This is a genomic window from Geobacillus thermocatenulatus (assembly GCF_002217655.1).
Taxonomy (GTDB): domain Bacteria; phylum Bacillota; class Bacilli; order Bacillales; family Anoxybacillaceae; genus Geobacillus; species Geobacillus thermocatenulatus.
The window spans coordinates 412068-438856 of record NZ_NEWK01000002.1 but is presented as its reverse complement, the minus strand read 5'-3'; the positions used below and the strand labels follow the sequence as shown (position 1 = coordinate 438856).

The following is a 26789-nucleotide window of genomic DNA, read 5'->3' as shown; positions in this document are numbered from 1 at the left end:
CGATGGACGAACGGAATCACGAGATGGAATCGACGGATTGGCTGCAAGGGCTGGAACGGACAAGTTCCCTTGATGAGCTGCTTGCAAAGCCGTTTTCTTCTCCGGCCCAATCGCAGCTCAAGGAGGAAGAAAAGCCGTCGCGCGCGCTTGAGGCGTTGAAGCCTGAGCATCGGGAAAAAGCGCTTGCGCTCGCCAAACAAATCGACCCGACCAACCATCAGGCCGTCTTGCAATATGGGGTGGCGGCGCAAGCCGAGCTGTCGAAGTTTTCTCATGCGATTTTGCATCATGTGCAAACGAAAGACGCTGGGCCGGTCGGCGAAGTGATCAGCGAACTGATGGCCAAAATTAAGGAGGTCAACCCCGATGACCTAATGCCGGCGAAAAAAGGGTGGCTGTCCCGCTTGTTCGGCGCAGTGGCCAAGCCGCTGCAAGAGATGGTGGCGAAATACCAAAAAATCGGCGTTGAAATTGACAAAATCGCTGATCGGCTTGAGAAGCACCGGCATTTGTTGCTTCGCGACATCATGATGCTTGAGACGCTCTATGAAAAAAACAAAGACTATTTTGAAGCGCTCAATATTTATATTGCGGCAGCGGAATACAAACTTGAAGAGCTGCGGACGAAGACGATTCCAGAAAAGCAAGCGGAAGCGGAGCGCTCCGGCGACCAAATGGCATGGCAAGAGGTGCAAGATTTGCGTCAGTTTGCCGATCGGCTTGAGAAGCGGGTGCATGACTTAAAGCTCAGCCGACAAGTGACGATCCAGACTGCGCCCCAAATCCGCATGATTCAGCATATGAACGAAACGCTTGTCGAGCGGATTCAATCGTCGATTTTGCATGCCATCCCCCTTTGGAAAAATCAAGTCGTGATTGCTTTGACGCTGTTTCGGCAACAAAGGGCGGCTGCGGCGCAAAAGCAGGTCGCTGAAACGACCAATAAGCTGTTATTGCGCAATTCGGAAATGTTAAAAACCAACAGCATTGAAATCGCCAAGGAAAACGAGCGCGGCTTGGTTGACATCGAAACATTGAAGCGAACACAAGAAAATTTGATCGCTACGCTCGAAGAAACCTTGAAAATCCAAGCGGAAGGCCGATTAAAGCGGCAGCAGGCTGAACGCGAGCTGGCGGCGATGGAAGCGGAATTGAAACAGACGCTGCTTGCGCTGAAGCGGTCGGAACCATAAGGATGGACAAGAGATCGCCCTGTTTCGGCTTGCAGCCAAGCGCTCGATGGATCTGTCCATATAGTTGTGAAAGAAAGCGAAGAACAGGTGTCTTGTGAACGAGAAGACACCCGTTTTTTTCACTTGCCATCCGTTTGGTTTTGAACGGGAGGAGGACGACTGTCAACTGAAGCGGCCGGCATCCCGGCTGTGCAGCCTCCATTTTCTTTATAGAATAGGGGGATGAGGAGGCTCTTGACCGTACCGATCATTTTCTTGTTCCGCTGGTTCACGATCTTTGTCATCCGGACGGGCGGCGCGGACGTCAAACTCTTCCGCCGCCTCCGTTTGCCATTGGCGGCCGATGAGCGGAGCGTCTTTTTCACCGTGCTCGACGATAACAAATCGCAACACATAGGCGTGAAACAGCAATTCCCCCATCGCCGCAAGCAGGGCGGAAAAAAACGCCGCGCTTAATATGGCGGCGCCGGCGATGTCATAAAACGCGCCGATGCCGATCCATACCGCTACAAACACAAGCCCAAAATTGGCGATCGTCGCTGAGACGTTGCCAAGGCGCGGCAGAATGTACAAGTCGCCGATCGCATAGGCGATAAGCGTCAGCCAAAGGCTGAACCATAGTATTTCCGCAGACGAAATACGCAAAAACAGCGGCAAAATGGCAAACATCACCGTGGCGGTCAGCAAATATTTCAGCACTAACGCAAGCAAATGTCTCATTGGGATTCGCCGCCTTTATTCTGCTGGATGGTTTGGGCCTTCCAGTTTTTTATCGCCGTATCCCGGCTGTTTTTCCCTGTCTTTGTCCGGCTGTTGTTTTTTTCGTTGCTGTTCCACGCTGTCGTTTTGCTTTGGCTGTCTCATTGGCCATCATCCTCTCTTTCCATTGTTTATCGTTAGTTTGCCGCGTTTGCCCCTATGTATGCATGCGTCACCCATAAACTTCCTCTTTTGATTTTTCGCTCTTGTTCCACACTAATCATCAAACGGCATACACAAGGAGGAATGATGGATGAAAGAAAAGAAACAGCCGCTTGAGATCACCGGCCGGCAATACGATCCGTCGGATTACGAGTCGGATTCGTTTCTCGGTGCGGCGCTCTCCGAGACGCACGAACAAGTGAGTGATGTATACGCAGAAGGAACGATTGAGGCAGCAGTCGATCATGAAAATGGCTCAGACATCCCACTTTCTCCGCGGGAGTAAGAAACGTCAAGGAGCTGTTCCTTAGCGTTTTGGTTGATGTTTGTGAAACGGGAGGGGAAAAAAGGAAAGAAAAACAGTTCGTACTTTCCCCCATCGTCGTCTATACTAGTAGTGCGCACGGCGATTCACCGATATAAGGGGGATGATCATCGTGAGATGGCAGCGGGCCTTATTGGTGTTGCTCAAAGAGCGGAAAGACCATTCCATCGCGCTGGCGATCGACACATCAAACCGTCCGGAGCGGCCAATGCTCATTCAAAACATCGTGAAGCTGTTTGAAAAGCTGCGCCCGGACACGCTGCTCGTTCAAGCGGATTTTAAAATTCGCGATGTATCTCCGGTTGGCGTGGCGACGATTCAATATTTCAAGCACGGGAAATCGTCGTACACCGAAGTGCTGGAATGGGCCGCTGCGCAAAAAATCGATACGTTGTTTTACATCACCGATGTAACCGGCTATTTTTATGAAGAACTCGAAGTCAACTATGAAGTGTTTTGGCTTGTGCCGGACGATTATATGCCGCGCGTGCCGTTTGGCAAGCCGATTCGCGTTGCGTAACACCGTGGGAATGCCCTTCGTGATGAGGGGCATTCTCCTTTTGTGAGGAAATTTAACAAAGTTTTTTCTTTAGTAACCGTTTACAATAGAAAATAGACGTTGCTCTCAGTGATTTTATGTTATATATTATGACATATAAAAGAGATAATAAATGACAAAGAGGGGGAGACGTAAATGGATGAAAAAACGTTGACGCTTGGGCTGGATGCTCTCTGGGTGATGCTCAGCGCGGTGCTTGTCATCGGCATGCAAGCAGGGTTTGCTTTGCTTGAGGCGGGATCAACGCGCATGAAAAACTCCGGGCATGTGGCTGGCAAACAAATTTTAAGCTTTGCCATCGCCTCATTGGCGTTTTGGGCGTTCGGCTTTGCCATTACGTTTGGGACTGGGAATAGCTTCATCGGGACAGAAGGATGGTTTTTAAAAGAAGGAAAAGGAACGTTTGACTCGTTGTCGTGGGCGAATGTGCCGCTCGAGCTCAAATTTTTATTCCAGCTCGGCTTTGCCGGCGTGTCGCTGGCCATCGCTTGGGGCGGCTTCGCTGAGCGGGCGAAACTGTCTGTTTATTTTCTTTTCGGAACGATTTTTACGATCGCCATTTACCCGGTGATTGGCCATTGGGTGTGGGGCGGCGGCTGGCTTGGGAAAATGGGAATGCAAGATTTCGCTGGTTCGACCGTTGTCCACTTGCAAGGCGCGATTGCGGCGCTCGTGGCTACGATTTTGCTTGGGCCGCGCATCGGCAAGTTCAATAAAGACAAGACGCCAAACGTCATTCCTGGGCATAACCAAGTATATACGGTCATTGGCGGATTGATTTTATGGATCGGCTGGTTTGGCTTTAACGCTGGCAGCACGATGGCGGTTGGCGACGGATTTTTCGGCTATGTCGCGCTGACGACGAATTTGGCCGCCGCGGCGGGAGCGGTCGCCGCGATTGTGACGGCGAAAATTTTAGTCGGCAAAGCAGACATTCCGGCAATGGTGAACGGTGTGCTCGCGGCTTTGGTTGCCATTACCGCCGCGTGCGCGTTCGTCGAACCGTGGGCGGCGGTTGTGATCGGCGCAATGGCGGGGGCGTTTACGTTCTGGACATCCATCTACTTTGAACGCAAAGGGATTGACGATCCGATTTATGCTTTTTCCGTCCATGGTGTCGCTGGCATTATTGGCACGATTTCAACCGGGTTTTTCGCCTCGCCGCGTTTAGTCGAGATCACGGGCATCGGGAAGGCTGGACTGTTTTACGGCGGCGGATTTGATCAGCTGATTGTGCAAACGGTCGGGGTGCTCGGTGCTGCGGTGTATGTCGCTGCTGTTTCGTTTGTCATCTTATATGCTATGAAGAAAACGATCGGACTGCGTGTGACGGCGGAACAAGAAATTTCAGGTCTTGATATTAGCGAGCACGGCTCTTATGGCTATCCAGAACAGCTCGATCCGGCGTATCAGCCCAAGACCCTGGCCCAGCAATAACTTGGAGGGGAAAAGGCGATGGAATTATTGGCGGCACAAGTGATCGAGCGGCTCAACCAAGCCGAGTCGGCCGCTGATCTTCGTTTTTGTCATGACGAACTGGCGCGCGAACTGCGGCGCTGTTTGGCGCTTGAACAAATGGAGCAGCTTGCAAGCGACGTCGTTTGCGTGCATGAAGCCATCCTTCGCCGCGCGTTTTTCCTTGCGGAGCGGGAGACGATGAAACAGTCGGTCGGCATTCGTCCCCCGGCGTGGTGCTGGTATGTGATGGGAAGCATCGGCCGGCGTGAGCCGACGATCTGGACGGACCAGGACCACGGCATTTTATTCGACTGTCCCGAGGAAGTGGAGGCGGATTGTTATGAATTCATCCGCCATATGGCGGCGATTGGGGTGGACATGTTGCATGAGGCTGGGTATCCCTACTGCTCCGGTTACGTGATGGCGACGAACAAGCGGTGGGCGCAGTCGGTCCGTGGTTGGGAGCAACAACTTTCTTCCTATTTCGAAAGCGGGTGGCCGAACGACATTCGCTTTTTGTTGATCGCGATGGATATGCGTCCGCTTTATGGCGAGCTGAGATTGGCTGAGGAGGGCAGGAGGATGTTGTTTTCGGCGGTGGCCAAACGGCCGCCGCTGTTGGGGCGCATGGGGGAGCACGTTCAATTTCCTCCGGTTCCGCTCGGTTGGCTGGGCAACGTGCAAACGGAGCGATGGGGGCCGCACAGCGGGGCCGTTCATATGAAACAAAGCGGCTACGTGCAGCTCACCAATGCCTTAAAATGGTTGGCCTGTTTTGCGCGCGTCCCAGCGGCGGACACGGCAGAGCGGCGGCGGGCGCTTGAGGCGGCGGGCGTATTGACGGCACCGCTTTCCACCGCCGTTTGCGAGGCGCTGTCTGTTTACTATTCGATTCGTCTCAAGTACAGCACCGAGGCGAGGGACGGGCGTGAATATGTGTTATGGCGGACGCTTGAGCGGACAGAGCAAAAGCAGCTGAAGCAAGCGATGCGCACCGCAAAACGGTTGCAGCGCTTTGTCGCCCGGCGGGTGGCTCGCATTCATGCATGAGCGGCACCGTTTTTGGCAGCGGGCGCTCCGCTTGTTGTCGCTCGGCGTTCCGCGCGAGGCATCATTCGCCTTATTTGGGCATGACCATTCGCTGCAACAGGAAACATGGCTTCGCTCGCTGCAAAAGGAAAAACAGCACATCATCGATTGGCATGACCGTTTGACTGACATTCCGTTTGTCATCATCGATATGGAAACGACCGGCTTTTCCCCGGAGCAAGGCGATGAAATTTTGGCCATGGCGGCAGCGAAAACGGTCGGAGGAGCCGTGACCGATGCGTACATGACGCTCGTCAAGCCGGAAAAGCCGATTCCGCAACACATCTCCGCCTTGACCGGCATTGAGGCGAAGGATGTGGTGTTCGCTCCGCCGCTTGCCGAGGCGCTGCGCACGTTTGTGCCGTTTATTGCCACAGGCGTTTTGGTCGGCTATCATATCGGCCATGATTTGGCGTTTTTGCGCCATGCCCTTTGGCGCCATTATCGGCAAAAATGGAGCGGACGTTTTGTCGACTTGCAGCCGATGATGACGCTGATCGGCCATTCGTGCCCGACGTTTGACGATGCGTTAGCTTGTTATGGCATTCGTTGCCCGCGCCGCCATACGGCAGATGGCGATGTTGAAGCGATGGCAAAGCTATGGGCGATCGTGCTCGATGAATTCCGCCAGCGCGGCATCGAAACATTGCATGACTTGTACGCCGCGCTCAGCCGGTGTTGATGTTGCCCAAGCTGAGAAGCCTTTGGCGATTGTCTTTGGCAGGGAAACTCAAGTTTCAACAACCTGTCTTGACCAATAAGCAATGAACGCTCGATGGAACAAAAAAAGAGGGATGGCTGCAACGAAAAAAAGCGCCAAGTTTGGCGCTTTTTTGCTGGTATTAGAGCGGCTTCGTCGGCGTCGGTTCCGCGTAGCCTTCTTTGTATTTCTCATCGATCATTTGCCGGATGTCTTTGATCGATTTTCCCTGGTCGTAAGCGGCGATCGATTCAGCGGCGATGTCGAGGCAGACACCGCATTTGGTCGCATGGTCATCCCAGACGACCGAGCCGTCTTGTTTATTTTCATAGACAAAGCAGTCGTAATTGTTCTTATGGCCGGCCGATTGCCCGCAGCCGCAATAGCAAGGGATATTCTCAAGCAGCTCGCGGTGTTCAGCAGCCTGTTGGTACAAGACAGCCATCTCTTCTTCAAACGCGCTCAAAAAGCTTGGCAAATGCTCGACCGATTTTGTCGTCTCCCGAATATCGCCGGTGGCGGTTTTCGTCATCTGCGAGTGGCTTTGTTCCTGAACGCCGTCATCGGTGCAGCTTGAGAGCAGAACGCTGAATGACAATACACATGCGGTGATGAAGGTAGAGCGTTTCACCATCTTTCTTCCTTTCCGTGCGAGGTTTGCATTTTGAATGTATCATACCGATCGATAAACAGCAACTATATAGGTGCAACCAAAGCGTTTCACATATCTTTGACAGAAAAGCCACTATCGATTTTTCGACTGTTGAGGGCAAGCCGCAGGCTTGTCCCCGTCACGCCGATCCAATGCTCAGTAAAAGCTGCAAATGTGAAAACTTCAAATTGCCTTTATCTATTTTTGCCCTTGGGAAATGGAGTTCACGAGACGAGCTGCAGGGCAGGAATGATGAAGAGGAAAAAGGCAGAAACGGCTGACCGCTTCTGCCTTTCGTTAGCGGGCGATTATTGCCCTTGCAAGAAGTATTTCTCAATATCATCCACCATCAAATGGGCCGCGAGCACGCCTCCAGCCGTGTTCCAGATCGTGTCACTCACTTTGTACACCTTGCCTTGTTTCGCGACGTTTAAGTTTTGAAAGAGCGGGTCGTTGATCCATTCTTTTTCAAGTTCACTCGCTTTGCCGTCCCCCGTCTCATATGTAAAATAGAACAGGATGTCGCCGTCCATGGCTGGGATGCGTTCTTTCGTCACGCCGGTTTCCGCAAAGTCGTTGACGTTTTGTGATTGTGGGCGGGCGAAGCCGAGTTGGTCTAAAATGACGCCGGAGAACGAGTCTTTATGGTAAATGCGCACATCGCCGGCCATAAAGCGGACGATCGAGACTTTCATGTTTAACTTGTCGCCGAGTTTCGCTTTTAAGTCTTCAATGCGCTTGTCATATTCCGCAATGATTTGTTTTCCTTTCTCTTCTTGGTTCACCGCTTTCGCATACAGCATAAAGTTGTCTTTCCAGTTGCCGCGCAGCGTTTCTGAGAACACGGTCGGGGCGATTTGTTTCAGTTGTTCGTAAATTTTTTCATGGCGCATTTTGTTGCCGATGATCAAATCCGGTTTCAAGGCGGCGATCGCTTCCACGTTTGGCTCCGATTCGAGACCGAGCTCTTTGACGCCCTCCATTTGGTCTTTAATGTGGTCGTACCACGGATCGCCCGTCCACGATTTGACGGCGCCGACCGGCTTCACGCCTAGCGCAAGAAGCGCTTCTGTTCCTTCGTTCGTCAAAATGACGACCCGTTTGGGTGTTCCTTTGATTTCGGTCGGGCCCATGGCGTGTTCAATCGTATAGCTTTCTTCCGCTTTCGGTTCCTTGTTTTTTGCCGGCTTGGCTGTTTCTTCCTGTTTTCCGCCGCAGCCCGCGAGAAGCAGGAGAGAAAGAATGAAGGCGGAAAAAAGGGTGAGATGTCGTGATCTCACTGGCCAATCCCCCTTGAAGTTTGATAATGAATTTCATTTACGTTGATTATAATAAATAAAATTGAGAATCGTTGTCAACTGTAAAATGAAAAAATGATAAAAAAATCATAAGAAAATGCGAAAAACGTTGACGATGAGATTCATTATCAAATAGACTTGACGATAGAGAGACATAAAAAAGGATGAAGCAAGGGAGATCTCAGGGATGCTGGCGACAAACCGTCAAAAAATGGTTGGCCTCATCGGTTTGCTGATTGTGCTGCTTGCCGCCATGTGGATGAGCATCGTTTGTGGATATACCGACACGAGTTGGCGGCAGGCGGTGGCGGCTCTTATCGACAATAACGGATCGAACGCTCATTTAGTCGTGGCGACGGTTCGGCTGCCGCGAGCGTTGATTGCGGCAGCCGTTGGCGCAAGCCTAGCGATGGCTGGAGCGCTCATGCAGGCGCTGACGCGAAACCCGCTCGCTTCGCCAGGCATTTTCGGCATTAACGCCGGGGCCGGTTTTTTCATTGTTGTGATGGTCACCTTTTTTTCCATTTCTTCATTGCAAATGTTGTCTTGGGTCGCATTTATGGGGGCGGCGATGGCGGCGTCGATCGTGTTTGTGATCAGCGCCGCGGGGAAGGACGGGCTGACGCCGCTCAAAATGACGCTTGCCGGCACGGCGGTCGCGGCTTTATTTGCCTCGCTGACGCAAGGAATGCTGGCGATGAATGAAAAAGCACTTGAAGAAGTGCTCTTTTGGTTGGCCGGGTCGGTCGCCGGTCGGAAGCTCGAGCTGTTGGCCGCTGTTTTTCCGTATTTGGCAGCCGCTTGGATTGGAACCTTGTTGCTGGCGCGCCATGTCAACATCTTAATGATGGGAGACGATGTAGCGAAAGGACTCGGACAGCGAACGAATTTGATCAAGGCTGCCGCCGCTCTGTTAGTCGTGCTGCTGGCTGGCGGATCGGTCGCCGTCGCCGGCCCGATCGGCTTTATCGGCATCATGGTGCCGCATATGGCGCGAGCGCTGGCCGGCGTCGACCACCGCTGGCTGCTTCCGTACTGCGCCTTGCTCGGCGGGATTTTGCTTCTTATGGCCGATATTGGGGCGCGCTACGTTCTGATGCCGCGCGAAGTGCCGGTCGGCATCGTCACCGCCTTGCTCGGCGTTCCATTTTTCATCTACATTGCCCGCAGGGGGATCGCTGCAAAATGAAAAAATACATCACGGTCCGAATGGGAAAGCACATCTCGTTTTTCTATGAAAAAAAAGCTGTTGCGGTGCTCGCCGCGCTCATAGCAGCAGCCGTCTTCCTTTTCCTTATCAGCATTGGCAGCGGCGAAATGCGCATGTCCCCGCTTGAGGCCGCTGCCGCGCTGTTTGGATACGGAGAGGAAATTCATCAGACGGTGATTGTGACGTTCCGCCTGCCGCGCGTATTGGTTGCCTGGATGGCAGGGATGGCGTTGGCTGTCGCGGGTGCCATTTTGCAAGGGATGGTGCGCAATCCGCTCGCTTCGCCGGATGTGCTCGGCATCACCGGCGGAGCGGCGGCCGCGGTCGTTGGCTTTTTGGCGCTGTTCAGCGATGAAAACAACTCTCTCACCGTCAGCATCCACTGGCTGCCGCTTGCCGCCTTTCTCGGCGCTGCGGCCGCTGCTTGGTTCGTGTATATGCTGGCGTGGAAAAACGGCCTCGCCCCGCTTCGGCTCGTGCTTGTCGGCATCGGCGTTTCTGCGCTCATGCAGGCGTTGACGACACTGTTGATGATCACAGGACCCATCTATCGGGCGAGCCAGGCGAACGTTTGGATCACTGGCAGCGTATATGGCGCATCTTGGCAGCACGTTTCGCTCATGGCGCCATGGGTCATCGGACTGCTCCTTGTGGCGATGTTGGCCGCGCGGCATGTCAATGTGCAGGAGCTGGGCGATGAGCTGGCGATTGGGCTTGGCGGCGCGGTCGAACGGCAACGGCTAGGACTTGTTTTGCTTAGCACCGCGCTCACCGGCGGCGCGGTCGCTTTCGCCGGCGGCATCGGCTTTGTCGGGCTGATGGCGCCCCATATGGCGCGCCGCCTTGTCGGTTCGGCGTTTGGCGCTCTTCTTCCGACCGCTGCGCTGTTAGGCGGTGTGTTCGTCATGGGGGCGGATTTGGCTGGGCGGCTGCTTTTGGCGCCAACGGAAATTCCGGCCGGAGTGTTTACCGCGGCGATTGGAGCACCGTATTTCATTTATTTATTGTACCGAAGTCGGAAATTATAAGGAGGGATGCGCATGCATGGGTTGCAGGCGAAAGAGTTGACGCTATCCTATGGCGAGGCGATCGTGATTGACCGGTTGCATTTGACGATTCCGAAAGGAAAAATCACGGTGTTCATCGGCGCGAACGGCTGCGGCAAGTCGACGTTGCTGCGCGCCTTGGCGCGGTTGCTAAAGCCAACAGGCGGGGTTGTGCTGCTTGATGGGAAAGAAATCGCCAAACAGCCGACAAAAGAAATCGCCCGCCGGCTCGCCATTTTGCCGCAGTCGCCTATGGCTCCGGAAGGACTGACCGTGTTGCAACTTGTGAAGCAAGGGCGCTACCCGTATCAAACGTGGTTCAAGCAATGGAGTGACGAAGATGAGCGGGCGGTTGTGCGGGCCCTAGAGGCAACTGGACTCGCCGAATTTGCCGAGCGGCCGGTCGATTCGCTTTCCGGCGGTCAGCGCCAGCGCGCATGGATTGCCATGACGCTGGCGCAAGAAACAGACATCATCTTGCTTGACGAGCCGACCACTTACTTAGATTTGGCGCATCAAATTGATATTTTGGATTTATTGTTCGAGCTCAATGCAACAGAACAGCGGACGATCGTCATGGTGCTTCACGATTTAAATTTAGCGTGCCGCTATGCGCATCATCTCGTCGCCATTCGCGACAAAACGGTGTACGCCGAAGGGAAGCCGGAGGATATCATTTCCCGCCAGCTCGTGAAAGACGTGTTTCAGATGGATTGCCAAATCTCGTACGATCCGATCTTTGGCACCCCGCTTTGCATTCCGTACGGCAAAGGGCGGCGAATTTTACAGAAAGAAGGCGTATCATGATGAGACTGCGTGAAGACGAAATGAAAACGTTGGAAACGTACCGTTTTTCAAGCAGGGCGGCTGATGTCTCGTCGTCGATGTTGTTTGCTTGGCTGCTTCATGACGACGGGCAGCTCGCGAAGTATGTCGCGCACGTCCGCACCGAGATGGGAGCGGCAAATGACGCTGTTGCGGCGTCGATGCTTGTCAAGCGCTTAAGTTTTTTGGCGCCGATGGCCTTATACGCCATGTCGGCATGGAACAAGCGGCTTGTGCTCGATCCTGAGCGAATTTGGCTTGATACGGACCGTGAAGGGGAAATGTGGATGCCGCGCTTTCGCTTTGAGCCGCCGGAAGCGGAAGTATGCGGCATCGAGCGCAGCCGCTGGCGCGAGCAAGCCGTTCGCGACGTGTTCGCCGGCTTGTTCGCTCCGCTCATCGTCCGGTTGCGGCGCCTGACGCGCATCTCGCCGCTTATTTTGTGGGAAAATGTCGCCATTTACGTGTATTGGGTGTATGAACGTTGGCTCGAGGATGAGTCGCTTGCCCCGGTCGCCGACCGGCTGCGCGATGATTTTTATTTCCTTGTTTATGACGCCGACGGCCGCCTGTTTGGCCAAAAAGACAATCCGCTTCGCCGCTTCTTTAAAGGAGCAAGCGGCATGCAGCGGACGACGTGCTGCCTGTACGTGAAAACAAATGGGGGAACGTGCTGCCAAACGTGTCCTGTTCGCGCCCGCCAACGGCAAACCGGGTGACCGGAAGGCCGCCGGCGGGCCGTTCCATATTTTTGACAAAATGTTTGCGAAATTTGTTGATTTTTGTCGTGATTTTCGTGAAAATGGAAGTGTGGACATCGCTCATTTTGGTGAAACGGCGAGGTAGCAATTGCATGGACAAATATACGGCCTTTTTCCATCACTTCACAGAAGCAGTGGTCATCTTCAATTTGCAAGGCGTGATCATTTACAACAATCCGGCTTTTGCCGGCTTGGCGCTGAGTGAAGAAGAACAGAGGACGCTTTCCGTCGAAGGACGGGCGTTGGTTGAACGGGTGAAACAGCGCTCGGTTTCCTTTTGCTGGCAGTTGCTTGACGGCTTATTGGTTGCGGGCGTGTCGCCGATCATCGGTGAAAACGGACAGACGGCCGCCGTCTTATGCGTTCTTCGCCGCCAAGCGGAGGAGAGCGGCTTGCAAGCGCGGCTTGCCGAAGCGGAACGGCGTCTGCAGCTGATTGTTGAGCATTCGAACGATTACGTGTTGATTTTTTCTCCTAATCGTGAATTGTCATACATTCCGCCGTCATGGAAGCGAAAAACAAACACGCGTCTTCCCGTGTCGTACGAAGAGGTGCTGACCTTTCTCCACCCTGATGACGCCCCGGTTGTGGCACAAAAACTGGCTGAGCTGTACGATACATACGAGACGCAATCTGCCGAATTTCGCAAGCAAGGCGAGAAAGGCGAATGGGTTTGGATGGAGGCGCAAGGGAAGGCGATCATCGATGAAGCGGGGACGCTCGATTGCGTCATTGTGACCGTGAAAAACATCAGCGAGCGGAAACGGTATGAAGAGAAGCTCCGTCAGCTTGCCTACTTTGATTCACTCACCGGCATCGCCAACCGCAGCTATTTCGAGCGGCATATTCATGAGCTGATCGTGAGTCAGACGCCGTTTGCTCTTTGTTATTTGGATTTTGACAAATTCAAATGGATCAACGATCATTTTTCCCATCAAGCCGGCGATTACTTTTTGCGCGAGGCGGTCAAGCGCGTCGAGCGGGCGTTGCGTCCCGGCGACTTTTTTGCTCGCATCGGCGGCGATGAGTTTGTTCTCTTGCTGCCAAACATCACGAAAACGGAGATGACCGCCTTGGCCGAGCAGCTTGTCAGCTCGTTTCACGAGCCGTTTTATTACGACAAACAGCTCATCCAATCGACCTTATCGATCGGCATCGCTTTTTTCCCGAAAGACAGCGATCGGATCGAGCAAGTGATGAAATACGCTGATCAAGCATTGTACGAAGTGAAAGAGCGGGGACGGAACGGCTATGCCTTTTATCGGCCGACCGAGCATCGGCAGGCGGTGATCGAGCAAGATTTGCCGTTTGCTATTATGCGCGGGCAGTTGTATTTATGCTATCAGCCGAAAGTGCAGCTCGCGAAAGGAAGAGCGATGGGGGTTGAGGCGCTGTTGCGCTGGCGCCACCCGACGCTTGGCGACATTCCGCCGCTTGATTTCATCCCGCTGGCTGAAGAGAGCGGCTTTATTTTTGAAATTACGCTCTGGGTGCTCGAACAAGCATGCCGCCAAGTGAAAGAATGGGAAGGAAAATTTCCCGGTCTGAAGCTGGCTGTCAATTTATCTCCGTTCCTGTTGAATCGTCTAGAGCTTGTCGACCATGTAAAACGCATTTTGCGCGAGACGGGGCTTGCGCCTAACCGGCTCATTTTGGAAGTGACGGAAAGCGGGTTGATGGAAAACATTGACACAGGGCGGCACATTTTAACCGAACTGCAGCGTCTCGGCGTACAGGCGGCGATCGATGACTTTGGAACCGGTTTTTCATCATTGGCTTACATCCGCAATTTGCCGGTGTCGCTGTTGAAAATCGACCGCAGTTTTATTCAAGGCATTGCGGAAAATTCGAAAGATGCGACGATTGTGGATACGATCATTCATTTAGCCAAAAGTTTGGATATTGAAGTGTTGGCGGAAGGGGTCGAGACCGAGCCGCAAGTGGCGCTTCTGTCGCAAATGCATTGCGACTATGCGCAAGGGTTTTACTTCAGCCGTTCGCTTGAAGCGGAAAAGCTGCAGCAATGGCTGGAAGAACACAACCGCAACGCTTGCGGCGAACCGCCGGTGTAACCGATCTTTTCCGTTCATTCTTTTCCTCGTTTTGCCGCACACTAACATTGAGCATGGGCAAAGAGGAGGAAACGAAGATGGAATTTGCGCCAAGAAGCGTCGTGATCGACGAGTTTATCGATACGCTTGAGCCGATGATGGAAGCGTATGGCCTCGACCAAGTCGGCATTTTTGAAGAGCATGGTGAAGGCAATCGCTATTATATCGGTTATACGATCAACAAAGACGACGAGATGATCACCATTCACATGCCGTTTGTAAAAAACGAACGCGGTGAACTGGCGCTTGAGAAGCAGGAATGGACCGTTCGAAAAGACGGTCGGGAGAAAAAAGGCTTTCATTCGCTGCAAGAGGCGATGGAAGAAGTGATTCATTAACGACAAGCGGCCGGGCTCGGCCGCTTTTTCGCCATCGAAAGGGAGAGGAACATGATTGCGGAACTTCAGATCGCAGATGAGAAAACGGCCGCTATGGTGCTGCGCCTGCAGCGGCGCGCGTATGCGATCGAGGCGCAGCTCATCGGCAGCACAGCGCTTCCGCCGCCTCACGATGCGATCGCTTCTCTGCAACGATGCGGCGAGCGCTTTTTCGGCTATTTTCAAGGCGAATGGCTCGTTGGGGCGATCGCCTATGAGCGAAGCGGATCGACGCTTCACCTTTGCCGGCTGATGGTCGACCCGGATTGTTTCCGCCAAGGGATCGCCAGCGCGTTGCTCGACTTTGTCATCAAGCAAGAGCCGTCGATCAGCGAGATCGTCGTGACGACCGGAAGCGGCAACGCGCCGGCCCTTCGCTTTTACGGACGCCATGGGTTTCGTGCCATCGAGCGCATCGAAACGCCAGAAAAAATCGAGTTAACGAAACTCGTGAAACGAAGCGGATGACAAGCGGGTGTGAGTTTTCAGTTGTGCATAATGCCGATCTTGGCCATACAGATCCAATGGCAGTGCTGCCGAAAGGCGCTCAAGCAGAGATGAAAAGCGGATCTGTTGCGTTTCGCTTGCCTAAGCGGGCGGTTGAATGATCGATAGATGAATAGAGAGGAGAAGCAAACACATGGGGACAACCTTGTATTTGACCAGACATGGGGAAACGAAGTGGAACGTCGAAAAGCGGATGCAAGGATGGCAAGACTCGCCGCTCACGGAAAAAGGGCGGCAAGACGCCATGCGGCTTGGAAAGCGGCTTGAAGAGGTGGAATTGGCCGCGATTTACACAAGCACAAGCGGCCGGGCGCTGGAAACGGCTGAGCTCGTCCGCGGCGGGCGGCTCATTCCGATCTATCAAGACGAGCGGCTGCGCGAGATTCGTCTTGGCGATTGGGAAGGCAAGACGCATGACGAGATCCGGGAAATGGATCCGATCGCGTTCGACCATTTTTGGAACGCCCCCCATCTGTACGCTCCAAAGCGCGGCGAGCGGTTTTGCGACGTGCAACAGCGGGCGCTTGAAGCGGTGCGGCGCATCATCGAGCGGCACGAAGGAGAAACGGTGTTAATCGTCACTCACGCCGTCGTGCTGAAAACGCTTGTGGCGGCGTTCAAGGGCGCGCCGCTTGACCAGCTGTGGGCGCCGCCGTATATGTACGGCACGAGCGTGACGATTGTGGAGGTGAATGCGGACGTGTTTCACCTGGTTGTGGAAGGCGATGTTTCCCATCTAGAAGAAGTCAAGGAAGTATAGATAGGGAAGAAGGGTGGAGAATTGGAGGCGGCGCTGTTTCTTCGGTTCATCGCCATAATATGCGCTTGGCCAATCGGATCGGTTTCTTGCGCCATCATGCAACCTCATTCATGATTCAAGAAATGGATGAAAGCTATGAGTGGGCGCCTTTCAGTACAACGTTTGGTGAAGAACTGCTTTTTCATTGTCCAAAAAAACAGCCCCGTTTCCCTCGATCGGGAAGCGGGGCTGCGCCGTTTATACGAGCCCGAGCCATCTCGCCAGCTGTGCGGTCGTAAAGGTGACCGCAATGGCAATCGCTGTCGGCAAGGCAAAGGCGACGAACGTCCATTTTGCGCTTTTCGTTTCTTTGTAAATGTTGACGAGCGTCGTGCCGCATGGGTAGTGAAGCAGGGAAAACAGCATCATATTGAGGGCGGTGAGCCACGTCCAGCCGTGGTCGAGCAAAAGTTGTTTAAGAGAATGCAGACCATCGGCTTCGATGAGCGCCCCCGCGGATAAATAGCCCATCAGCAAAATCGGCACGACAATTTCATTGGCTGGCAAGCCTAAAATGAACGCCATCAAAATGTAGCCATCCAATCCCAATGATTGGGCAAATGGGTCAAGCCGGTGGGCGAAAGCGGCCAGCGCGGTTGTGTCGCCGATATGAAGATTGGCGAGAATCCATGTGATGACGCCGGCTGGCGCCGCAACGGTGACCGCCCGTTTCAGTACATAGAGTGATTTGTCGAGGGTGGCCCGGATGATCGTCTCCATGATTTTCGGGCGCCGGTACGGCGGCAGCTCCAGCGTGTAATGGGTCGGAATGCCGCGCAAGGCCGTCTTGGATAAGACCCATGAAACGGTCAACGTGACGACGATGCCAAACAACACCATGGCGACGACCACACCCGCTGTCATGAATGTGTTCCATCCGCCTGTATAGCCGGCTGCCATAAATAAGGAAGAAAGCAAAATCAGCGTTGGCCAACGTCCGTTGCACGGGACGAAGTTGTTCGTCAAAATCGCGAGCATCCGCTCGCGCGGCGATTCGATAATGCGCGTCGACATGATGGCCGCCGCGTTGCAGCCGAAGCCCATGGCCATCGTCAGCGATTGTTTGCCATGCGCCCCCGCTTTTTGAAACAAGCGATCCATGTTGAAGGCGACACGGGGCAAGTAGCCGTAGTTTTCGAGCAACGCGAATACGGGAAAGAAAATCGCCATCGGCGGCAGCATCACGCTGACAACCCAAGCTGTGCCTCGGTATAGACCAAGCACAAGGAGGCCGTGCAGCCAGTCGGGGGCGTGCATCGCTTGAAACGCCATGGTGAGATACGTTTCGATCGTTCCGAACAAGCGGGCGAGCGAATCGGAAAATACGTTGGCGCCGGCGATTGTCATGTACAGGACAGCGGCAAGCAGCGCCAGCATAATCGGAAATCCCCACTGCTTCGACGTGACGATGCGGTCAATTTGTTCTGTTCGATCGCGTTTTGCGGCCGCTGTATGCGTGACACATTCTTGAGAAAGCGCAGCTGACGTTTGGAAAATGGCAGAAACGATCTGTTCACGCGTGTCAGCCGGTGCTAATGACTTGGCTTCTTTCATGAGCTGGTCAAACTGATTTGACAGATCCGCAGCAGGCATACGCGTTCCCCTCCTTGATCAATCGTTGCGGCGGTTGTTTCAGCGCTTGAAGCAGCGATGCATCACCGTCAAGGAGACGAAGAGCGATCCAGCGAGCAGGATGCGTGTCACCCATCAGTTCCTTGACAAGGGGCAAGAGCTTGGCAATGCCTCGTTCGATTTCCGGACTGTACCGGATGGAAAGCGGGGTGGTGTGAATGCGTCCATGCGCCATGGCATCCACCGTATCAAGCAGTGCATCGATTCCTTCCCGGTTGCGGGCCGAGATCGGCACGACCGGCACACCGAGTTTGGCAGCCAATTTTTTTGTGTTGATATGAATGCCTTTCTTTTTCGCTTCATCCATCAAATTGATGGCGACAATGACCCGGTCGGTCATTTCCAATACTTGAAGCGCTAGATTCAAGTTGCGTTCTAATGCCGTCGCGTCGACGACAACGACCGTGACGTCAGGACGTTGAAACAGGAGAAAATCGCGCGCCACCTCTTCATCGGCTGAATTGGAATAGAGCGAATACGTTCCTGGCAAGTCGACGATCCGGTACAATGCGCCGCGGTGGCGGCATTCTCCTTCCGCATGAGTGACCGTTTTCCCGGGCCAGTTGCCGGTATGTTGGCGCAGGCCCGTTAAGACGTTGAACAACGTGCTCTTGCCGGTGTTCGGATTTCCCATTAGGGCAACTGTATACGTCCTATCAGTCATGGTGGATCTTCTCCCCGTAAATATAGTCGCTTTCTTCTTTCCTTAATGCGATCGTCGTTCCACAAACGCGATAGGCGGTCGGGTCGCCAAGCGGGCTTCTTTGTCCCACCTTCACTTCCCCGCCGGGTACAAATCCCAAATCAAGCAACCGCCTTTTTAACACAGGATCAGGAACATCAACCTTTTCGATGCGAAATCGATCGCCTGGTTTCGTATCGGAGAGGCGGCAGTATTTTGCTGGTGCCATAAAAGTTTCCCTCCGGTTAATATTTTTTACTAAAGACATTTTTTTTGCCTAGACCAACTTTTGAATTTATCATATTCCAGTTGCCTCGCTGTTGTCAACAAATTTGTTTCCTCTTTTTCTGACAGAGTTGTCGAACCAACAACTATTCAAAACAGTAGGAAATCATGTTATCATATGAATAGTCTGAACTCATGATGAACAGAAAGGCGGTGACGGCGTCCATTGACGCGCGATGAAATGAAAGCGATTACGGAAGGGACGATTCTTTGGCAGCCGACGGAGGAACAAATCAAGAGCTCCAACCTTTATCGATATATGGATTGGTTGAGAGAACAGAAAGGGCTCTCCTTCTCTTCATACCGCGAGCTGTGGACATGGTCGGTGGAGGAGCTTGAGTCATTTTGGGGAACGGTTTGGGAATATTGTGATGTTCAGGCGACAACGCCGTATGAATGTGTGCTGCGTGAACGGAAGATGCCGGGGGCGGAATGGTTTCCAGGTGCCACGCTCAACTATGCGAAACATATTTTCCGGCATGCGCGCGCCGACCGCTCGGCCATCATTTTCCGTTCAGAGCACGTGCCGTACCGGGAAGTGTCATGGCAGGAGCTCGGCGAAAAAACGGCAGCGATCGCCAAAGCATTGCGAGCGATGGGAGTGAAGCGCGGCGACCGCGTTGTCGCGTATATGCCGAATATCCCTGAGACGGTGATGGCGTTTTTGGCGTGCGCCTCGATTGGCGCCATTTGGTCCAGCTGCTCGCCGGATTTTGGCGCTGGCAGCGTCATTGACCGGTTCGCGCAAATCGAGCCGACTGTCTTGTTTGCCGTCGACGGCTGCCAATACAACGGCAAAGAATTTGACAAAATGCCGGTCGTATCGGAATTGCGCGCCAAATTGCCGTCATTGAAAAAGACGGTGCTGCTTCCGTATTGGCGCGGGCAGATGGAAGCACCGGATGAGGGCGTTGTGCTGTGGGATGATGTCGTGGCGGACAAGGCGGAGCTCGTCTATGAAGACGTTCCGTTTGACCATCCGCTTTGGATTTTGTATTCTTCGGGAACGACCGGTTTGCCGAAGCCGATCGTCCAAGGGCATGGCGGCATTTTGCTTGAGCATTTAAAAGCGCTCACGATTGCGGAAAACTTGACGAAAGACAGCACGTTTTTCTGGTTTACAACGACCGGGTGGATGATGTGGAACTTTTTGATCGGCGGGTTGCTTGCCGGCTCGACCATCGTGCTTTATGACGGCAGCCCGACGTACCCGGATGGCAATGTCTTATGGGATCTTGCGGAGAAAGCAGGCATCACCCATTTTGGCACAAGCGCGGCGTTTATCAACATCTGCATGAAGCTCGGCCTGAAGCCGAAAGAGCAATTTGACTTGTCAAAGCTCGAGGCCGTGCTCTCGACCGGTTCTCCGCTGACGGTCGAGGGGTTCGCCTGGGTGTATGAAAACGTGAAAGAGGATATTTGCCTGGCATCATGCAGCGGGGGAACGGATGTGTGCACCGCGTTTGTCGTCGGCTCCCCCATTTTGCCGGTGCGCGCCGGCGTCCTCTCGTGCCGCGCGTTGGGCGCGGATGTGCAGGCGTTTGACGAAAGCGGCCGGCCGCTTGTCAATGAAGTCGGTGAACTTGTCATCACGAAGCCGATGCCGTCGATGCCGCTCTTTTTCTGGAACGATCCAGACGGCGAACGGTATCGGAACAGCTATTTTGACACGTACCCGGGCGTCTGGAAGCACGGCGACTGGATTAAAATTGACGAACAAGGGGGATGCGTCATTTACGGACGCTCCGACTCGACGATCAACCGCGCCGGCGTCCGCATGGGCACGAGCGAAATTTACCGTGCGGTCGAAGCGGTCGACGGGGTGTTCGAAAGCCTCATTGTTGATTTGGAAATGATGGGTAAGCAGTCGTTTATGCCGCTGTTTGTCGTCCTCAAGCCGGGCGCAGTGCTCGATGACGAGCTGAAAGAGCGCATCCGCCAATCGATCCGGCAACACGTCTCGCCGCGCTTTGTTCCAGATGAAATTTACGAGGTGAAGCAAATTCCGAAAACGCTAAACGGCAAGAAAATGGAGATTCCGATCCGCAAGCTGCTCTTAGGCTTCCCGCTCGAAAAGGCGGTCAATCCAGGCTCGATGGCCAATCCGGAGGCGCTCGACTTTTTCCTCGAGCTGGCGAAGACGCAAATAAGCTGAAGTCCCTTTTTGGAAGCGTGCGAAAGGTTGTTATTAAGTGGTGACGCTTAATAATAACCTTTCTCGTATTCGTGATGGATATAAGCGGAAGAAGTCGTGGGCATTACAGAAAGAAAGCGGACTAGGCTAGTTTGGAACCTTATTGTTGATGGAGGAACAAATGACGGTGAAAGGGATGTTAGGTCGATGAGCCGAGATGTGGTGTCTTTTTCATCCTATTTCGCGCAGGAGACTCCCGCTTCAACGACCAAAGGAAGTAAGTGGGAGAGGAATGCGCGTTCCCCCTTTCTTTTGTGTATGATCGAATAAAGGCGTGGAGAAAACCGTTCAATAAAGGCACTCCAATAACGGCTGCTCGATGGATGGAGTGGGTTGCAGGAAACGTTGCAACCGTCAAACATCGAGCGTAGGTCTGTCTGTTGTGTGTGGAAGCCAAGTACTGCCAACAGACACACCGAGAGAATCGGTAACGATGCAGGCATGACCGGCGTCGTTGGGCAGCGGTCAACCTGCCCCCTGATGCAACCCCAAGTCAAGGAAGGAGGACGACGTCCGTTTGCACTTCTGGGGAGTTGCAAGCCCCCACTTCAAGCGTTAGCGAAGTAGGGGTAGTTGACGATGGGAAAGTCCGAAAGATTTGTTTGAGAGAATCTTTCGGACTTTATTTACAGCGACGATGTTGGGAGGTTTTAGTATGACGTAAGCGAGGAAGTATGTGTTGGATGATGGCTGTGTTCACATAGGATATGGCACAGGCGTGAAACATCGAAGAGGTTAACGAAATGAACCGTACTGACGTCTAGTACATATTGAGCGCCGTCTTGATCCGCTTGATCTCTTTTTTGTTTTCAAACAGCTCTTCGACCAAAATTTTTTGGCCGTTGGCGACGTCGCTGAGCCGTTTGTCCATGTCGAATACTTGCTGGCTTAATTGGCTGAGTTGTTCATTGGTTTGCTGCACTTGTTTGGTGAGTTGCTCGACTTGCACATGGGTTTGCTGTACTTGGTGGTTCAGCTGCTGCACTTGGCTGTTAAGGTGTTGGACTTGTTGGCCAAGTTGTTGGACTTTCTCGTTTGTTTGCTGCACCTGCTCGCCAAGTTGCTGTACTTGTCCATTTGTTTGTTGCAGCTGGTCGGCGAGTTCTTTAATCGCTTGCCAAATCATTTCATTTGAGATCGCTCCCATTCGACAATCTCCTTTCCGGTTCGATTCTCCTTCTATTATACATGGCGAAAGCAAGAGATGATAGAAGAAAGATGACGAAACGTTTTTCTTTGCGGCGCGCCCCCTCGGTGTGATATACAAAAGAGTGTCAACAGTACACTATTGGAGGATGGGCACTGTGATCCGTGTCAGCCATTTGCATAAATCGTTCCGCGTCCATCGCCGCGATGCGGGATGGCTTGAGGCGGTGCGCCATTTGTGGCGGCGCGACTACCGCGTCATTGAGGCGGTGAAGGACGTTTCGTTTACGATTGAAAAAGGGGAAATCGTCGGCTTTTTAGGGCCAAACGGGGCGGGGAAAACGACGACGATGAAAATGTTGGCCGGCCTGTTGCATCCGACGTCAGGGGAGATTACGGTCGGCGGGTTTGTGCCGTTTGAGCAAAAGCCGGAGTTTAAAAAAATGATGAGCTTGGTGATGGGGCAAAAAAGCCAGCTTATTTGGGACATTCCGCCGTTGGAGACGTTTTTGGTCAATAAAGCGATTTATGACATCGACGATCGGTTGTTCCGCCAGACGCTCGAGGAATTGACGGAGCTGCTCGACTTGGCGCCGCTTCTTGACAAGCCGACGCGCAGCTTGTCGCTTGGCCAACGGATGCGCTGCGAGCTGGCGGCCGCGCTGTTGCATCGGCCGCACGTGTTGTTTTTGGATGAGCCGACGATCGGGCTGGACGTCCATACGCAGGAAAACGTGCGCCGCTTTATCGTCGACTACAATCGGGAACACGAGACGACGATTTTGTTGACGTCGCACTATATGGGGGATGTCGCGGCGCTTTGCGACCGGGTGATGATCATTAACTACGGGCGATTGATTTACGACGGGGATTTGTCGGTGCTGACGGAGAAGCTGGCGCCGTACAAGCGGCTTGAGGTTCGGTTTTCTCGGCTGCCGAATGTCGATTGGAGCGAGTACGGCGAAGTGGCGGAAATGGAAGAAGGAACCGTCGTGTTGCGGGTGGCGCGTGAGGCGGCGGCGGAGACAGCAGCGCGGTTGTTGGAACGGTTTGATGTCCGCGATATCAACATCGAAGATCCGCCGCTTGAAGAAGTGATTGCGCGCGCGTTTTGGGAGGAGCGTGTATGATTCGCAAATATATTGCGTTGTTGCGGATGAAATACATCGAAATGCTCGCGTATCGACTCGCGACGTTCGTCTGGATGACGGGCGCGATCACGCAGCCGCTCATTACGATGTTTGTCTGGATGAACATTCATCCGGAAGAGAGCGGGTCGTTTCTGTTCTATTTTATGGCAGTCATTTTTGTCGAGCGGATGACGAGCGCGTGGGATGTATGGGAGCTCGACCGTGAAATCCGCGAAGGGACGTTTTCGAATTTGCTGCTTAGGCCGCTTCATCCGATCCATTGGGCGATTGCGGAAAACATCGTCTACAAATGGCTGTTTGCCGTCATTTTAGCGCCGGTTTGGCTGGTGGGGGCGGTGTTTTGGCCGGCGCTTCGCCCGCATATGACGGCAGGGCAAGCGGTGCTGTTTTTGGCGGCGGTCGTGTTGGGTGCGGCGCTTCGCTTTTTGTTGAGCTACTCATGCGGGCTGCTGGCATTTTGGGTCACAAAGGTGGCGGCGGTGTACGGCGTGATCGATGTCATTTCGTTGTTTTTATCGGGCAGAATTGCGCCGCTTGAGATGCTTCCGCCGGTGCTTCGCGAATGGAGCGAGTGGCTGCCGTTCCGCTATATGATCAGTTTTCCGATCGAAATCGCCACGGGGGTGGCAGGCGGCGAAGAAATGGTGCGCGGCTTTGCGATTGCGGCAGGGTGGATGGCCGTGTTTGTCGTGGCTTTGCAGTGGCTTTGGAAAGCAGGAATGCGAAAAAATCAGGCGGTAGGTGGGTGAATATGCGACGGTATGGACGAGTGTTCCGCGAGTTTTTCCGCGCTTGTTTGGTCGAGGAATTGGAATATCGAAGCGAATTTTTCGGCAATTTCATCGCCAGTTTTTTTGGCCTCGGCATCGCCCTGCTTACGATCCATATCTTTTTTTATCAGACGGACCGCTTAGGCGGCTGGACGTATGGGGAAGTGCTTGTGCTGCTTGGCGTCTTTAATGCGTTGCGCGGATTCATTGACTTTGCGCTTCGCCCGAACATGCCGCGGCTGCTTGAGCATGTCCGGCGCGGCACGCTCGATTATATTTTGACGAAACCGGTCGACAGCATGTTTTACGTCAGCTTCCGCCATCTTGTCTTTTGGCGGCTGATCGATGTAGCGCTTGGCCTCGGCGTCATCGGCTACGGCTTGTATGTCGAACGCTACGTGCCGTCGGCGGCGGACGTCTTGATGTTTTTCGTCGTGATGACCGCGTCACTCTTGCTTATTTATTCGTTATGGATGATGCTCATGACGACGTCGTTTTGGGTGGTGCGCATTGATGATTTGTCGTTTATTTTCGACTCGTTTTTTGACACGGCCCGCTTCCCGGGCAGCATGTACCGCGGCGCGGTGCGCTTCGTGATTACGTATGTTCTGCCGGCGGTGTTGATCACCAATACGCCGGCTTTGGCGCTGCTTGGGAAATGGAGCATGGCTGCGGTGCTGGCGGCTTTGGCTGTGGCTATGCTCTTTTTATGGGCTTCCCGCCGCTTTTGGCGGTTTGCCTTGCGCTTTTACACCGGAGCGGGCGGGTGAGAGGAAAAGCCTTCTTAGACGAGGGCTTTTTTTCTTTGGTCAATCACTGTTTCGCCTGCATCTCGACAGTGGTCGGTCAGCGGGGGTGGCGAGCGGCGCATCGTTCGTGGCCGGCTTGTGCAGATGGTTTGAGACGTGTTAGGTTGCGCATGAACTTAGAAGGCTCGTAAAAAAGCGGCCGTTTTTGCCGGACTCGTTGCTTTTGGCTGAAGGGGAAGCGTTGTTTTGGCAAAATGTTCACCCCGATTTTTCAAGGGTCGATCTATAATGGAAGGCCGTACTCCCGCTTCTTTGCGTTCCTACTCGTTGACTTTTACGTCAACGTCAATTAAAATAAAATTCAGAATATTACTTCTAGAAAAGGGATGGCTATGCACTATTTCACCATTTCCGATTTGGCGCACGAGTTTGATGTGAGCACCCGGACGATCCGCTATTATGAAGAACGCGGATTGCTTTCCCCGATTCGGACCGAGTCAGGGCAGCGGCTGTACACGAAAAAGGAGCGGGCGAAGCTCAAGCTCATTTTGCGCGGCAAACGGTTCGGCTTTTCGCTTGACGAGATTCATGAGATGATTTCGCTGTTTGATGAGGACCGAACGGGGAAGAAACAGCTGGAAAAAACGGTCGAATACGGGCGGCGGAAATTGAAGGAGGTGAACGAGCGGATTGAGGATTTGCTGCAGCTGAAGGCGGAGATGGAAGCGCTGCTTTCCGATTTTGAACAGCGATTGCGACAATGGGAGGGATCGGATGGATGAACATTTCAGAGCTGCTTGCCCGCAATGCGAGGAAATTTCCCGACAAGACGGCGATTATCGATGGGGAAACGGAGCTTTCCTACGCCGAAGTCAACCGAACGGTCAACCGTCTGGCGTCAGCGCTCGCGCGGCTTGGCGTCGGACGCGGCGATAAAGTCGCCTTGTATATGCCCAATACCAAGGAGTTTGCCGTTTCGTACTTTGCCGTTTTGCGCCTTGGCGCCGTTGTTGTGCCGATCAACGCCCGTCTGACGGCGGCTGAGGTGCAGTATATTCTCGGCCATAGCGAGGCAAAGGCGCTGATCGCTCATGATTCGGTTCATCAAGTGCTCGCCCCGCTCGTCGGTGGAAGCGATGGAATGTGGGTGAAGACAGGGAAGGCGGGAGTCGGCTGGCTGTCGCTCGAGGAGTTGATTGATTCGGGTGATTCCGAAGAGATCGTCTGCCCAGCCAACGGAGATGATGAGGCGACGATTTTGTATACATCGGGGACAACGGGGCGGCCAAAAGGGGTGTTGTTTACGCATCGCAACGTCATGACCGTGGCGGATATGATCGTGATCGAAACGAAAATCGACCGCCAAAGCTGCCTGCTGCATCTCATGCCGCTCAGCCACTCGGCGCCGCTTCATTTGTTTTTCATAGGCGGCACGTATGTCGGCGCGACCCATGTCTTGGCTCCTTCCTTTTCCCCGGATGCCTTGCTTGAACTCGTTGAGCGCCATAAGATCACCCACTTTTTCGGCGCGCCGGTGGCGTACTTGTTGACGGCGAAGCACCCGCGCTTTGACGAATATGACCTTTCTTCGGTCCGCTGCTGGATGTACGGCGGGGCGCCGCTGTCGCGCGAGGAAGTGAAGTTTGTCGCCAGCCGTTTTGGCGCCGGGCGGATGATGGGTTTATACGGTTTGACTGAAGCGGGCCCGAACGGCACGTACTTGTCCCCTGAGGAGCATGGCGAAAAAGCGGGAAGCGTCGGCCGCTATGCCGCTCTTCATTGCGAGGTGGCCATCGTCGATGAGAACGGACAGGAGGTCGCGCCCGGCGAGGTCGGGGAGATCGTGCTGCGCGGGGAGAGCGTGATGAAAGGATACTATAAGGACGAAGAAAAAACGAACGAAGCGATCAAAGACGGCTGGCTGTACACCGGCGATTTGGCGCGCCGCGACCAAGACGGCTACATTTGGATCGTCGACCGGAAAAAAGATATCATTATTTCCGGAGGCGTCAACATTTATCCAAAGGAAGTGGAAGATGTGCTGCGGACGCATCCGGCGGTCGCGGATGTCGCTGTGATCGGCGTGCCGCATCCGGAGTGGGGCGAAACGGCAAAAGCATTTGTGGTATTAAATCAACCGCTTGAACCGCTTGCGGAGGAATGTAAGCGCTTCCTATCTGACAAGCTGGCTGGCTATAAAATTCCGCGTCTGTATGAGGCGATCGCGGAGCTGCCGCGCAATGCGACGGGAAAAGTGTTGAAACAAGTGCTGCGGGCGCGGGAGGCGGCCGCGCAAGGAAGATAAGGAGCGTTGGGGGCGGCGCAATGGGATCGCCTAGCCGTCTTGAT

At 53.8% G+C, this 26789-nt stretch carries 28 protein-coding genes; 20 read left to right on the top strand and 8 right to left on the bottom strand.

The genetic code is table 11. The features are described from left to right. The first annotated feature begins 2 nt into the window (after positions 1-2). Positions 3-1193, top strand: a complete 1191-nt coding sequence (locus B9L19_RS11115) for a toxic anion resistance protein (RefSeq protein WP_047753243.1) — start codon at positions 3-5, stop codon at positions 1191-1193. A gap of 207 nt (positions 1194-1400) precedes the next feature. Here B9L19_RS11115 and B9L19_RS11110 read toward each other — a convergent pair whose 3' ends face one another. Together B9L19_RS11110 and B9L19_RS19575 are read right to left on the bottom strand one after the other, a co-directional pair. Then, complete coding sequence (locus B9L19_RS11110) at positions 1401-1913, bottom strand: YndM family protein (RefSeq protein ID WP_047753242.1); 513 nt, start codon at positions 1911-1913, stop codon at positions 1401-1403. A gap of 15 nt (positions 1914-1928) precedes the next feature. Continuing rightward, positions 1929-2057: a hypothetical protein gene (locus B9L19_RS19575; RefSeq protein ID WP_256363778.1), complete on the bottom strand. Its 129-nt coding sequence runs from the start codon at positions 2055-2057 to the stop codon at positions 1929-1931. Between the two features lie 148 nt (positions 2058-2205). On the opposite strand from B9L19_RS19575, the gene B9L19_RS11105 reads away from it, so the two are divergent. The 5 genes from B9L19_RS11105 to B9L19_RS11085 all read left to right on the top strand — a co-directional run bounded on the left by B9L19_RS11105 (position 2206) and on the right by B9L19_RS11085 (position 6227). Next, positions 2206-2400 (top strand): YozQ family protein, encoded by a 195-nt coding sequence (locus B9L19_RS11105; RefSeq protein ID WP_025951252.1) that lies wholly within the window; start codon positions 2206-2208, stop codon positions 2398-2400. Positions 2401-2551: 151 nt separating this feature from the next. Continuing rightward, positions 2552-2959 (top strand): VWA-like domain-containing protein, encoded by a 408-nt coding sequence (locus B9L19_RS11100; protein ID WP_025951251.1) that lies wholly within the window; start codon positions 2552-2554, stop codon positions 2957-2959. Between the two features lie 174 nt (positions 2960-3133). Next, positions 3134-4435 (top strand): ammonium transporter, encoded by a 1302-nt coding sequence (locus B9L19_RS11095; RefSeq protein ID WP_025951250.1) that lies wholly within the window; start codon positions 3134-3136, stop codon positions 4433-4435. 18 nt (positions 4436-4453) lie between these two features. Next, positions 4454-5506, top strand: a complete 1053-nt coding sequence (locus tag B9L19_RS11090; protein WP_025951249.1) for a putative nucleotidyltransferase substrate binding domain-containing protein — start codon at positions 4454-4456, stop codon at positions 5504-5506. Beyond that, entirely contained in the window at positions 5499-6227 is a 729-nt protein-coding gene (locus B9L19_RS11085) for a 3'-5' exonuclease (RefSeq protein WP_047753234.1), read from the top strand. The genes B9L19_RS11090 and B9L19_RS11085 overlap by 8 nt, the downstream gene beginning before the upstream one ends. Before the next feature lie 160 nt (positions 6228-6387). On the opposite strand, the gene B9L19_RS11080 is transcribed toward B9L19_RS11085, so the two are convergent. Together B9L19_RS11080 and B9L19_RS11075 are read right to left on the bottom strand one after the other, a co-directional pair. Beyond that, a complete protein-coding gene (locus B9L19_RS11080) occupies positions 6388-6879 on the bottom strand; it encodes a PCYCGC motif-containing (lipo)protein (RefSeq protein ID WP_198527168.1) in 492 nt (163 codons plus the stop codon). Positions 6880-7205: 326 nt separating this feature from the next. After that, positions 7206-8177, bottom strand: coding sequence for an ABC transporter substrate-binding protein (locus B9L19_RS11075; protein WP_047753233.1), 972 nt, complete (start codon positions 8175-8177; stop codon positions 7206-7208). A 205-nt stretch (positions 8178-8382) separates the two neighbouring features. Here B9L19_RS11075 and B9L19_RS11070 point away from each other — a divergent pair, with 205 nt between their 5' ends. From B9L19_RS11070 to B9L19_RS11030, 8 genes are all read left to right on the top strand, one after another. Next, complete coding sequence (locus tag B9L19_RS11070) at positions 8383-9384, top strand: FecCD family ABC transporter permease (protein WP_047753232.1); 1002 nt, start codon at positions 8383-8385, stop codon at positions 9382-9384. Continuing rightward, a complete protein-coding gene (locus B9L19_RS11065) occupies positions 9381-10433 on the top strand; it encodes a FecCD family ABC transporter permease (protein ID WP_047753231.1) in 1053 nt (350 codons plus the stop codon). Before B9L19_RS11070 ends, B9L19_RS11065 begins: the two co-directional genes overlap by 4 nt. A gap of 12 nt (positions 10434-10445) precedes the next feature. Continuing rightward, complete coding sequence (locus B9L19_RS11060) at positions 10446-11258, top strand: ABC transporter ATP-binding protein (RefSeq protein WP_025951244.1); 813 nt, start codon at positions 10446-10448, stop codon at positions 11256-11258. Then, positions 11258-11995, top strand: a complete 738-nt coding sequence (locus B9L19_RS11055; protein ID WP_047753230.1) for an IucA/IucC family C-terminal-domain containing protein — start codon at positions 11258-11260, stop codon at positions 11993-11995. The genes B9L19_RS11060 and B9L19_RS11055 overlap by 1 nt, the downstream gene beginning before the upstream one ends. Before the next feature lie 134 nt (positions 11996-12129). Continuing rightward, positions 12130-14109 carry a putative bifunctional diguanylate cyclase/phosphodiesterase gene (locus B9L19_RS11050; RefSeq protein ID WP_047753239.1) on the top strand — a complete coding sequence of 660 codons (1980 nt, stop codon included), beginning with the start codon at positions 12130-12132 and terminating at the stop codon, positions 14107-14109. 77 nt (positions 14110-14186) lie between these two features. Beyond that, entirely contained in the window at positions 14187-14486 is a 300-nt protein-coding gene (locus tag B9L19_RS11045) for a DUF5634 family protein (RefSeq protein WP_047753229.1), read from the top strand. A gap of 51 nt (positions 14487-14537) precedes the next feature. Continuing rightward, positions 14538-14993, top strand: a complete 456-nt coding sequence (locus B9L19_RS11040) for a GNAT family N-acetyltransferase (RefSeq protein ID WP_047753228.1) — start codon at positions 14538-14540, stop codon at positions 14991-14993. Positions 14994-15165: 172 nt separating this feature from the next. Next, complete coding sequence (locus B9L19_RS11030) at positions 15166-15792, top strand: histidine phosphatase family protein (RefSeq protein WP_047753227.1); 627 nt, start codon at positions 15166-15168, stop codon at positions 15790-15792. Between the two features lie 237 nt (positions 15793-16029). Here the strand turns inward: B9L19_RS11030 and B9L19_RS11025 are convergent, their stop codons facing one another. The 3 genes from B9L19_RS11025 to B9L19_RS11015 are packed head-to-tail and all read right to left on the bottom strand — an operon-like array spanning position 16030 to position 18374. After that, entirely contained in the window at positions 16030-17424 is a 1395-nt protein-coding gene (locus tag B9L19_RS11025) for a nucleoside recognition domain-containing protein (protein WP_047753226.1), read from the bottom strand. Continuing rightward, positions 17393-18127, bottom strand: a complete 735-nt coding sequence (locus tag B9L19_RS11020; RefSeq protein ID WP_047753225.1) for a FeoB small GTPase domain-containing protein — start codon at positions 18125-18127, stop codon at positions 17393-17395. Before B9L19_RS11020 ends, B9L19_RS11025 begins: the two co-directional genes overlap by 32 nt. Beyond that, positions 18120-18374: a FeoA family protein gene (locus B9L19_RS11015; RefSeq protein WP_025951235.1), complete on the bottom strand. Its 255-nt coding sequence runs from the start codon at positions 18372-18374 to the stop codon at positions 18120-18122. The genes B9L19_RS11020 and B9L19_RS11015 overlap by 8 nt, the downstream gene beginning before the upstream one ends. A gap of 237 nt (positions 18375-18611) precedes the next feature. Between B9L19_RS11015 and B9L19_RS11010 the strand changes: the two genes are divergently transcribed. Further along, positions 18612-20585: an acetoacetate--CoA ligase gene (locus B9L19_RS11010; RefSeq protein ID WP_047753238.1), complete on the top strand. Its 1974-nt coding sequence runs from the start codon at positions 18612-18614 to the stop codon at positions 20583-20585. 799 nt (positions 20586-21384) lie between these two features. Here B9L19_RS11010 and B9L19_RS11005 read toward each other — a convergent pair. Then, positions 21385-21771, bottom strand: coding sequence for an IFT57 family protein (locus B9L19_RS11005; RefSeq protein WP_047753224.1), 387 nt, complete (start codon positions 21769-21771; stop codon positions 21385-21387). A 157-nt stretch (positions 21772-21928) separates the two neighbouring features. Between B9L19_RS11005 and B9L19_RS11000 the strand changes: the two genes are divergently transcribed. The 5 genes from B9L19_RS11000 to B9L19_RS10980 all read left to right on the top strand — a co-directional run bounded on the left by B9L19_RS11000 (position 21929) and on the right by B9L19_RS10980 (position 26745). Next, entirely contained in the window at positions 21929-22900 is a 972-nt protein-coding gene (locus B9L19_RS11000) for an ABC transporter ATP-binding protein (RefSeq protein ID WP_047753223.1), read from the top strand. After that, complete coding sequence (locus B9L19_RS10995) at positions 22897-23670, top strand: ABC transporter permease (protein WP_047753222.1); 774 nt, start codon at positions 22897-22899, stop codon at positions 23668-23670. The genes B9L19_RS11000 and B9L19_RS10995 overlap by 4 nt, the downstream gene beginning before the upstream one ends. Before the next feature lie 2 nt (positions 23671-23672). Then, the gene (locus B9L19_RS10990) at positions 23673-24461 is read left to right on the top strand and encodes an ABC transporter permease (protein ID WP_047753221.1); all 789 of its coding nucleotides are present in this window, start codon (positions 23673-23675) and stop codon (positions 24459-24461) included. Positions 24462-24832: 371 nt separating this feature from the next. Next, positions 24833-25222, top strand: coding sequence for a MerR family transcriptional regulator (locus tag B9L19_RS10985; RefSeq protein ID WP_025950097.1), 390 nt, complete (start codon positions 24833-24835; stop codon positions 25220-25222). Next, a complete protein-coding gene (locus tag B9L19_RS10980; RefSeq protein ID WP_047753220.1) occupies positions 25219-26745 on the top strand; it encodes a class I adenylate-forming enzyme family protein in 1527 nt (508 codons plus the stop codon). The genes B9L19_RS10985 and B9L19_RS10980 overlap by 4 nt, the downstream gene beginning before the upstream one ends. The last annotated feature ends 44 nt before the right edge of the window (positions 26746-26789 follow it).

Excerpts from the sequence above, each read along its gene's own strand:
- B9L19_RS11020 (WP_047753225.1), bottom strand. The coding sequence starts at position 18,127 with ATGACTGATAGGACGTATACAGTTGCCCTAATGGGAAATCCGAACACC.
- B9L19_RS11105 (WP_025951252.1), top strand. The coding sequence starts at position 2,206 with ATGAAAGAAAAGAAACAGCCGCTTGAGATCACCGGCCGGCAATACGAT.
- B9L19_RS11040 (WP_047753228.1), top strand. The coding sequence starts at position 14,538 with ATGATTGCGGAACTTCAGATCGCAGATGAGAAAACGGCCGCTATGGTG.
- B9L19_RS10990 (WP_047753221.1), top strand. The coding sequence starts at position 23,673 with ATGCGACGGTATGGACGAGTGTTCCGCGAGTTTTTCCGCGCTTGTTTG.
- B9L19_RS10985 (WP_025950097.1), top strand. The coding sequence starts at position 24,833 with ATGCACTATTTCACCATTTCCGATTTGGCGCACGAGTTTGATGTGAGC.
- B9L19_RS11025 (WP_047753226.1), bottom strand. The coding sequence starts at position 17,424 with ATGCCTGCTGCGGATCTGTCAAATCAGTTTGACCAGCTCATGAAAGAA.
- B9L19_RS11065 (WP_047753231.1), top strand. The coding sequence starts at position 9,381 with ATGAAAAAATACATCACGGTCCGAATGGGAAAGCACATCTCGTTTTTC.
- B9L19_RS19575 (WP_256363778.1), bottom strand. The coding sequence starts at position 2,057 with ATGAGACAGCCAAAGCAAAACGACAGCGTGGAACAGCAACGAAAAAAA.
- B9L19_RS10995 (WP_047753222.1), top strand. The coding sequence starts at position 22,897 with ATGATTCGCAAATATATTGCGTTGTTGCGGATGAAATACATCGAAATG.
- B9L19_RS11045 (WP_047753229.1), top strand. The coding sequence starts at position 14,187 with ATGGAATTTGCGCCAAGAAGCGTCGTGATCGACGAGTTTATCGATACG.
- B9L19_RS11015 (WP_025951235.1), bottom strand. The coding sequence starts at position 18,374 with ATGGCACCAGCAAAATACTGCCGCCTCTCCGATACGAAACCAGGCGAT.
- B9L19_RS11055 (WP_047753230.1), top strand. The coding sequence starts at position 11,258 with ATGAGACTGCGTGAAGACGAAATGAAAACGTTGGAAACGTACCGTTTT.
- B9L19_RS11050 (WP_047753239.1), top strand. The coding sequence starts at position 12,130 with ATGGACAAATATACGGCCTTTTTCCATCACTTCACAGAAGCAGTGGTC.
- B9L19_RS10980 (WP_047753220.1), top strand. The coding sequence starts at position 25,219 with ATGAACATTTCAGAGCTGCTTGCCCGCAATGCGAGGAAATTTCCCGAC.
- B9L19_RS11115 (WP_047753243.1), top strand. The coding sequence starts at position 3 with ATGGACGAACGGAATCACGAGATGGAATCGACGGATTGGCTGCAAGGG.
- B9L19_RS11030 (WP_047753227.1), top strand. The coding sequence starts at position 15,166 with ATGGGGACAACCTTGTATTTGACCAGACATGGGGAAACGAAGTGGAAC.
- B9L19_RS11090 (WP_025951249.1), top strand. The coding sequence starts at position 4,454 with ATGGAATTATTGGCGGCACAAGTGATCGAGCGGCTCAACCAAGCCGAG.
- B9L19_RS11085 (WP_047753234.1), top strand. The coding sequence starts at position 5,499 with ATGCATGAGCGGCACCGTTTTTGGCAGCGGGCGCTCCGCTTGTTGTCG.
- B9L19_RS11010 (WP_047753238.1), top strand. The coding sequence starts at position 18,612 with ATGAAAGCGATTACGGAAGGGACGATTCTTTGGCAGCCGACGGAGGAA.
- B9L19_RS11080 (WP_198527168.1), bottom strand. The coding sequence starts at position 6,879 with ATGGTGAAACGCTCTACCTTCATCACCGCATGTGTATTGTCATTCAGC.
- B9L19_RS11070 (WP_047753232.1), top strand. The coding sequence starts at position 8,383 with ATGCTGGCGACAAACCGTCAAAAAATGGTTGGCCTCATCGGTTTGCTG.
- B9L19_RS11005 (WP_047753224.1), bottom strand. The coding sequence starts at position 21,771 with ATGGGAGCGATCTCAAATGAAATGATTTGGCAAGCGATTAAAGAACTC.
- B9L19_RS11110 (WP_047753242.1), bottom strand. The coding sequence starts at position 1,913 with ATGAGACATTTGCTTGCGTTAGTGCTGAAATATTTGCTGACCGCCACG.
- B9L19_RS11060 (WP_025951244.1), top strand. The coding sequence starts at position 10,446 with ATGCATGGGTTGCAGGCGAAAGAGTTGACGCTATCCTATGGCGAGGCG.
- B9L19_RS11095 (WP_025951250.1), top strand. The coding sequence starts at position 3,134 with ATGGATGAAAAAACGTTGACGCTTGGGCTGGATGCTCTCTGGGTGATG.